Source organism: Kitasatospora sp. MBT63, assembly GCF_000710465.2.
GTDB lineage: Bacteria > Actinomycetota > Actinomycetes > Streptomycetales > Streptomycetaceae > Kitasatospora.
The window spans coordinates 1-7,768 of record NZ_JAIZ01000799.1; the positions used below are offsets into that span (position 1 = coordinate 1).

Here is a 7,768-nt window from a genome sequence, read left to right on the forward strand (position 1 = left end):
CCCGCCCCCACGCCCACCCCGGGCGCGGCCGCCGGGTACACGCCGGTGTACGCGGGCACCGAACTGACCTCCCCCGATCCCTCCTACGAGTTCGACCTCAAGGCCGGCCGGGTCGCACCGCAGGAGAACGCCACCTGGTACCTCGGCCGCAGCGCCACCGACTTCTTCGTCCCCGAGGACAGCGACACCTACATCGCCGCCGACGGCCCGCTCACCCCCGACGACTGCGTCAAGGGCGTCGAGAGCCGGCCGGCCGCCGCACTTCCGTTCAGCACCCTGCGCAGCGGCCGCGCCTTCTGCGTCCGGGCCCGCGCCGGCGGCGACATCGCCGTCGTACGGGTGCTGGACGCCTCCCCCGACGAAGGGCCGGTCCGGATCTCCCTCGGCCTCTACCGGCGGACCGGCTGACCCTCCGCCCCGGCGGGATCCGCGGCGGGGCCTCGGTCCGTCCGGTCGAGGAAGAGCGCCGCGAGCCGGGGCAGGTGGCGCCGGGCCGCCCGGTCGTCCTCGGGGTCCCAGCCGCGCCCGGCCGGCTCCCTCGAGCGGGTCACGCCGGTCACGCCGGTTGCGGCGGTTGCGGCGCGCAGGGCGGCTGCCACCGCCGTACGGAGGGACTCCGACTCGCCCACGGCCCTCCGGTAGGCCTGCGTCACCAGGTGGTCCAGCGACTCGAAGCCGACCCAGCCGCCCTCGTCGTGGCTCATCCGGACCACCACGGGCAGGGCGGCCAGGGAGTCGGGGTCGGCCACGGCGCGGGTGAAGGTCTCCCGGCCGAGCAGGATCAGTCCGTCGCGGAAGTCCATGAAGCCGTCGTCCCCGCACCCGCCCTCGATCAGGTACGCGGCGTTCCACAGCGGCCGCCGGTACGCCGAGCCGGCCACCCCGTCCGCCCGCACCCGGAAGTCGACGATCTCCGCCGGTGCCAGCCCGGCGAGTACCTCCACCAGCGCCGCGGGGAGCGGATCGTCGGGCGGGTCCCGGTCAGGGGCACGGTCGCCGGCCAGGGCGCGCGCCCGCTCGATCAGGGCCCACCAGTCATCGCTCTCCATGGCCGCCGAGCGTAGAGCGGGGCTGTGACAGGCCCCCGGAGGTCCGATGTGACAGCCAGGGGCCTCGGGGAGCTCCGGGGAGACCGCGCCACACCCGGGTCAGCGCCGGAACCTGCCGGTCAGCGCCTGCCACCAGCCGCGCCGCTGCCGCGGTACGACGGCGGGCGGCGCGGCCGGGGTCTCCGTCTGCCGGACGTGGAGCGGCGGGGGCGGCGGTGTCGACGGCGTGAGGAGGTCACCGGGCCCGGTCGGCGCCGTCCGTTCGACCGTCCGGGGCGAGAACTGCACCGGCAGCTCGACCAGGTGCCGGGACAGCCAGGCCGAGGTCCAGGTCAACTCGTCCTTGTCGATGGCGAGTTGCAGGTCCGGCAGTCGGGTCAGCAGGATGTCGATCCCGGTGTCCGCGATGGCCCGGCCGATGTCCTGGCCGGGGCACTCGTGCGGCCCCCCGCCGAAGGCCAGGTGCGAGCGGTTGCCGTGCAGCGGCTTCGACAGGTCGGGGCGGACGGCCGGGTCGACGTTGCCGGCGGCGAGGCCGAGCAGCAGCATGTCGCCCTCCTTGATCTGCTGGCCGCCGAGTTCGGTGTCGCCGGTCGCCCACCGGCCCGCGACCAGCGACATCGGCGCGGAGTCCCACAGGACCTGGTCCAGGGCATCGGGCAGCGTCATGTGGCCGCCGGACAGGTCGGCGCGGAACCGCCGGTCGGTGAGGACGAGCTTCAAGGCGTCCGCGATCAGGTTGACAGTGGTCTCGTTCGCGGCGAGCAGCACCACCCGCAGGTGTTCCAGCACCTCGTCGTCGGTGAGCCCGGCGCTGTGCTGCATCAGCCAGGACACCAGGTCGGGGCCGGGGGTGACGCGCTTGCGTTCGATGGTGCGGCGCAGGGTCGCCACCACGTAGTCGTTGCTCGCGATGGCGGTCTCGGTGCCCTTCATCAGGTCCCGGGCGGCGTCCACCAGCCGGGGCCCGTACTCGTCGGGCATCCCGACGACCTGCGTCATCACCAGCATCGGCAGGCACTCGGCGAACTGGGCCACCAGCTCGGCGCGGCCGGTCGGCCCGAACTCCTGGATCAGCTGGTCGGCGAAGCGGGTGACGTAGCGGCGGATCCCGCGCCGGTCGAAGCGGTTCAGGCTGTCGGTGACCGCCGCGCGCAGCCGCCGGTGCTCCTCGCCGTCCGCGAACACGCACAGCGGCTGCCAGGCGATCACCGGCATCAGGGGCGAGTCCGCCGTCACCAGGCCCTGCTGGAACGCCGTCCAGCGCCGCGAGTCCCGGGAGAACCGCGAGGGTGTGCGCATCGCGGTGAGGTTGGCGGTGTGGCCGAGGATCAGCCAGGCCGGCAGGTCTCCGTGGAGCAGGACCGGCGCCACCTCCCCGTGCTCGGCCCGCAGCTTCTCGTACAGGGCCGCGGGGTCGGCCTCGGCCTCCGGCCCGTACAGGCGCCGCAGCCCCTCGGCGGCGAGGCCGTGGGCGGGACAGCCGGGCGGCGGGCCGGAAGGGCCGTCGGCAGGAAAGGGGGTGGTCACGTCATCTCCGGGGTGGGCGCGGGGCGGTCGTGGTGGTCGGCACGGCCGGCCCCGGAGGCGCACGGGTCCGCCCCCGGCGCACGGCGGGGAGGCGGTGGGCCGGGCCGGGTTCCGCGTGGCCGAGGTTCAGAACACGCTCCTGATCGAACGTCAGATCATGCGCGGCGCAGTCGACTTGCCCGCCCGCACCGCAGGCACCGTCGAGGCACCCGGGCACCAGGTTTGCCCCATCCCGACCTCCCGCACCGCACTCCGCAACCGAGTTCGCCCATCAGGGGGGCGCGCGGGCCAAACCGCCACCCGGCCCGGAGCCGCTGTGCTACCCGCGCGACCGGCTCGGCCCCCCGGCCGCGGACACCGTCACCACGGCGGCAGCGCCGCGCATCCCAGGGCGCGGGCGAGCGCGTCGCTCTGCGACCGGGTGAGGTCGAGTGCCTGGAGCAGCGCGGATCCGTCCGAGGCCGCCCCGGCGGGCCGGTGGTCGCCTCCGCTCAGCGGGGAACCGCTCAGGTCGGGTCGCCACGCTGCGGGCTGCCGGTTGCCCAAGAGGTGGTCGGCCGTCCGCCCGGCGGAGTCCTCGGGTGCGCCGACGGCCGTCAGGGCGGCGCTCACCCGCGCTGCCGCATCCGGCGGCAGCTCGTCGTCGGCGAGCGCCGGAAGCAGGAGCAGCAGTCGGGCCGCGACGTCCTGGACGCCGGGCGCGGAGGGGTCGGGCGTGTCGGCGATGTGGGTGAGTTCGCGCCAGGACAGGCCGGGGCCGTACAGGTCGCCGTCGAAGCTGGACAGGGTCTCCGCCCGCGGCCAGCTCGAGTGTGTCAGCAGGTGGTCGGTGCCGGGTTCGTCGACGAAGTTCCGGTGGACGTGGACAACGCGGTGGCCGGCCCCGAACGGGACGCGGAACGCCGGCCACGCCCGCTCGTCCAGGAGCACCTCGGACAGCGCGCCGGCGTCGGCGCCGTCGTCACCGAACCACTCGGGCACCGGCCGGGCCCCGCCCGAGGTGAACCGGCACATGTCCAGGAGGTGGTTGGACCAGAACCCCGCACGTTCGAGCAGCCGCTCACCCGCGACCAGCGGCCCGTCCTCGCCCGTCGATCAGCACGGGCCGGAGTCTCCCAGGCACCGCTGACACTGCGGTCCGGGCGCGTGTCGGCGGGGTCGCCGGGGCCGCCGGGCGGATTCGGGGGTGGGCCCGACAATCTGCGGGGTGGCCCGGCGGGTCGGGCGGCGGCCTGCGGGGGCTGTGGCAGGCTACGCCCATGGCAGGCGGAGCAGGTGGGCCGAAGGCGGCGGGAGGCGCGACCCTCGTCCTGGCGACGCTGGCCGCCGGGCAGTTCCTGATGGCCCTGGACAGTTCCGTCATGAACGTCTCGATCGCCACCGTGGCCGAGGACGTGGGCACCACGGTGAGCGGGCTGCAGGGCGCGATCACGGCGTACACGCTGGTGATGGCGATGTTCATGATCACCGGCGGCAAGGTCGGTGCTCTGATCGGCCGCAAGCGGGCGTTCACGATCGGCTGCGTGATCTACGGTGCCGGATCCGGTACCACGGCCCTCGCCCCGAACCTGCCGGTGCTGCTGGTCGGCTGGTCGCTGCTGGAGGGGATCGGCGCGGCGCTGATCCTGCCCGCGATCGTCGCGCTGGTGGCCGGGAACTTCGCCGTGGAGCGCCGCCCGGCGGCGTACGGCCTGGTCACCGCCGCGGGTGCGGTCGCCGTCGCGCTCGGCCCGCTGATCGGGGGCGTGGCGACGACGTACTTCTCCTGGCGATGGGTGTTCGCCGGTGAGGTCGTCGTGGTGCTCGGCATCCTCGCGCTCGCGCGCCGGGTCTCGGACGCGCCACCGGGCCGGCGCCCGCACATCGACATCCCCGGCGCCGTGCTGTCCGCGGCCGGGATCGGGCTGTTCGTCCTCGGGGTGCTGCGCTCGAGCGAGTGGGGCTGGTTCGTACCGAAGCCGGACGCGCCCGCCTGGCTCGGGGTCTCCGCGGTGGTCTGGCTGATGCTCGGCGGCCTGCTCCTGACCTGGCTCTTCCTCCGCTGGGAGAACCGCCTCGCCGAGCGGGGCGAGGAGCCGCTGGTCGATCCGGCGCTGCTGCACAACCGTCAGCTGACCGGCGGTCTGACGATGTTCTTCTTCCAGTACCTGGTGCAGATGGGTGTCTTCTTCGTCGTCCCGCTCTACCTCTCGGTCGCGCTCGGCCTCTCCGCGCTGATGACCGGCGTGCGGATCCTGCCGTTGTCGCTCACCCTGCTGGCGGCCGCGGTCCTCATCCCGAAGCTGCTCCCCGACGTCTCGCCGCGGCGGGTGGTGCGCAGCGGGATCTCGGCGATGCTGGCCGGGGCGGTCGTGCTGCTGGCCGCGCTGGACGCGGACGCGGGGGCGGAGATCGTCACCCTTCCGCTGCTGCTGATCGGGTTCGGCATGGGGGCGCTCGCCTCCCAGCTCGGGTCGGTGACCGTGTCGGCGGTGCCGGACTCGCAGAGCGCGGAGGTCGGTGGCGTCCAGAACACCGTCACCAACCTCGGGGCCTCGATCGGTACCGCGCTGGCCGGTTCGATCATGATCGCCGTGCTGACCACGTCGTTCCTCACCACCGTGGAGCAGAGCCCGGCGATCCCGTCCGAGGTCAAGACCCGGGCGGGCACGGAGCTCTCGGCGGGCGCGCCGTTCCTGTCCGACGCCCAGCTCACGGCCGCACTCGACGAGGCGGGCGCGGACACCGCGGTGACGCAGGCGGTCCTCGACGCAAACGCCGACGCCCGGCTCGACGGCCTGCGGGCCGCGCTCGGCGTCCTCGCGCTCGCCGGGCTGACGGCACTGTTCTTCACCCAGCGCATCCCGGCGACCCAGCCCCGCTCCACCATTCCCCCGCCTCGGACCGGCAGCGCGTCCGACGATTCCTGAGCGCTCCGGGGCCGGTCGCGCCCGTCGCGGCGGAGCGGCGCCCGGTGGTGGCCTGTTCACGCGCCCGACCCGACACTGGCCCCGGCCTCGTCGGAGCGGCGCGTGGCGTGGCGCGGCAGTCCGGTCCGCCGGGTGCCGTCACCCCTCCGGTACTGGCGGGGCGTCCGGCCGGGCCGCTGCGCGCAGGAGCGCCCTGACCCGGCGCTCCACGAGGACCGGTACGAAGGTCCTGATCCTGGCCGCGCGCAGTTCCTGGTAGGCAGTGGCGACCAGGGCGGCCACGGTGGCCGGGGCCACCAAGGGGTGGGCGGCGGTGAGGCGGCCGGCGAGCCGGTCCACCGCCTCCTGGTCCGCGGTGTGCAGGCGGCCCGTGCTTCCTGGGCCGGCGCTCCCCCGGCCCGCGCTCCCCCGGCCCGCCGGGTCCGGCAGCCCGGCCGTGGACGGAGCGGAGTCGGGTGCGGGTGCCGTCGGGGGTTCGTGGGTGGTGCCCGTCCGCGTCCGGTGGCCGGCCGTGGTGGCCGGCGCGGTGAGGGTCACCACGGCGACCCGCCCTTCGGGTCCCGTCGTATCGTGGCAGGCCAGGACGAGCAGTCCGGCGTCGGCCAGGCTCCTCAGGGCGGTCTGCAGGGCGGCGGGCTCGGTCCGCAGGGCGGCGGCCGCGGCTCCGAGCGGGAAGGTGGCGCTCCGGGCGAGGTGCTGGTGCGGGTCGGCCACGAGATCGACCAGCAGCCCCGCGGCGATCTGCCCGCCCGGGACCTCCCGGGCCTGCCGGGCCCACTCCACCGCCCAGTTCTCCAGCGCCAGCGACTGCACCCGGCCCACGCCCTTCGCGATCGGTTCCGACTCGGGCCCGTCCGCGGGTCTCACGGCCGCGCAGCCCCCGGTTCCCAGCATTCTGCGGCAGCCGGGCGCCCGGCGCGTGAGCGACGCGCACGCCCGTTCGCGCGCCCCAGCCACTCGGCCGTCGGCCGGTCGCGTCGGTCCGGTGAGGGGGCGCGGCAAGGCCGAGGGACCATCCGTGGTGGTCGTCCGGCCCGTCGTCGTCCGCCGGGCGCCCCCGGCCGGCCGAGGGTGCCCCGCAGGCGGGTGGCGGCCACCCGTTCCAGGTGTCCAACTCCCCTCGAAATCAAGGGCGTCGGCAACGCTTCACCCCATCGACATCCGGCCCACCGCCGGACGACACTTGACCACCCGATAGTCCCAGGGCCCTCAAAGTTGTCTGGCCATTTGGAGTCCCGGTGTCACCTCTCACCCGCCGTACCTTCCTCGGCTCCGCCGCCGCCCTCGGCGCGGCCATGGGCCTGGAGTCCCTGCCCGGCACCGCGGCCGACGCCGCGGCCGCCACCACGGGGACGATCAGCGACGTCAAGCACGTCGTGGTCCTGATGCAGGAGAACCGCAGCTTCGACCACTACTTCGGCGCGATGAAGGGCGTGCGCGGTTTCGGGGACCGCACCGCCCTCCAGATCGCGGGCGGCACCAGCGTCTTCAACCAGCCCAACGGCAGCGGCCGGCAGTACCCGTGGCAGCTCAGCAAGACCAACACCTGGTGGTGGGGCGTCAGCGGCGAGCAGCTCGCCCAGTGCGACGGTTCGCTGGACCACTCCTGGTCGACCCAGCACCAGGCGTGGAACAACGGGAAGATGGACTCCTGGATCGCGGCCAAGGGCTCGGACCGGACCATGGGCTTCATGGCGCGCGAGGACATACCGTTCCACTACGCGCTCGCCGACGCCTACACGATCTGCGACGCGTACCACTGCTCGATCCTGTCGGCGACCGGGCCCAACCGCACCTACCTGTGGTCCGGCACGATCGACCCGGCCGGTACGGCGGGCGGCCCGGCCTGGGACGGCGGCGACGAGAAGGGCCTGCGCTGGCAGACCTACGCCGAGGCGCTGCAGAACGCCGGGGTGAGCTGGAAGGTGTACCAGAACGCCTCCGACAACTACGGGGACAACGCGCTCGCCTACTTCGACCAGTTCACCGGCGCCCCGGGTTCCAGCCAGCTCGCGCAGCGCGGCATGGGGTCCGTGCCGAGCACCGGGTCGACCCCGGACGACATCGCGGCCGCGATCCGGGCCGACGCCCTGGCGGGCCGGCTGCCGCAGGTCTCCTGGGTGGTGTCCAACCAGCTGTTCTCCGAGCACCCCGACGGCCCGCCGGAGAACGGCGCGCACTTCGTGAACCTGGTCGTGCAGGCGCTGGCCGCCGACCCGGCCACCTTCAACTCCACCGTGCTGTTCCTCAACTACGACGAGAACGACGGCTTCTTCGACC

At 74.5% G+C, this 7,768-nt stretch carries 7 protein-coding genes; 3 read left to right on the forward strand and 4 right to left on the reverse strand.

From position 1 onward, the window contains the following. Window positions 1–408, forward strand: a 408-nt coding sequence (locus AA75_RS50525; protein ID WP_033825722.1) for a hypothetical protein, incomplete at its 5' end; no start/stop codon positions are given. Here AA75_RS50525 and AA75_RS41610 read toward each other — a convergent pair. The 3 genes from AA75_RS41610 to AA75_RS41620 form a co-directional block, all read right to left on the reverse strand. After that, entirely contained in the window at window positions 390–1,049 is a 660-nt protein-coding gene (locus AA75_RS41610) for a DUF4240 domain-containing protein (RefSeq protein ID WP_063794548.1), read from the reverse strand. The genes AA75_RS50525 and AA75_RS41610 overlap by 19 nt on opposite strands. Window positions 1,050–1,148: 99 nt before the next feature. Continuing rightward, on the reverse strand, window positions 1,149–2,579 hold the full coding sequence (locus AA75_RS41615; protein ID WP_051814334.1) for a cytochrome P450: 1,431 nt from the start codon (window positions 2,577–2,579) through the stop codon (window positions 1,149–1,151). 360 nt (window positions 2,580–2,939) lie between these two features. Next, entirely contained in the window at window positions 2,940–3,593 is a 654-nt protein-coding gene (locus AA75_RS41620; protein ID WP_233289428.1) for a hypothetical protein, read from the reverse strand. 245 nt (window positions 3,594–3,838) lie between these two features. Here AA75_RS41620 and AA75_RS41625 point away from each other — a divergent pair, with 245 nt between their 5' ends. Then, window positions 3,839–5,488 carry an MFS transporter gene (locus tag AA75_RS41625; protein ID WP_051814336.1) on the forward strand — a complete coding sequence of 550 codons (1,650 nt, stop codon included), beginning with the start codon at window positions 3,839–3,841 and terminating at the stop codon, window positions 5,486–5,488. Between the two features lie 138 nt (window positions 5,489–5,626). Here the strand turns inward: AA75_RS41625 and AA75_RS41630 are convergent, their stop codons facing one another. Then, complete coding sequence (locus AA75_RS41630) at window positions 5,627–6,310, reverse strand: three-helix bundle dimerization domain-containing protein (protein WP_149038689.1); 684 nt, start codon at window positions 6,308–6,310, stop codon at window positions 5,627–5,629. Window positions 6,311–6,726: 416 nt separating this feature from the next. On the opposite strand from AA75_RS41630, the gene AA75_RS53190 reads away from it, so the two are divergent. Beyond that, a partial coding sequence (locus AA75_RS53190) for an alkaline phosphatase family protein (RefSeq protein WP_304441525.1) occupies window positions 6,727–7,768 on the forward strand: 1,042 nt, incomplete at its 3' end.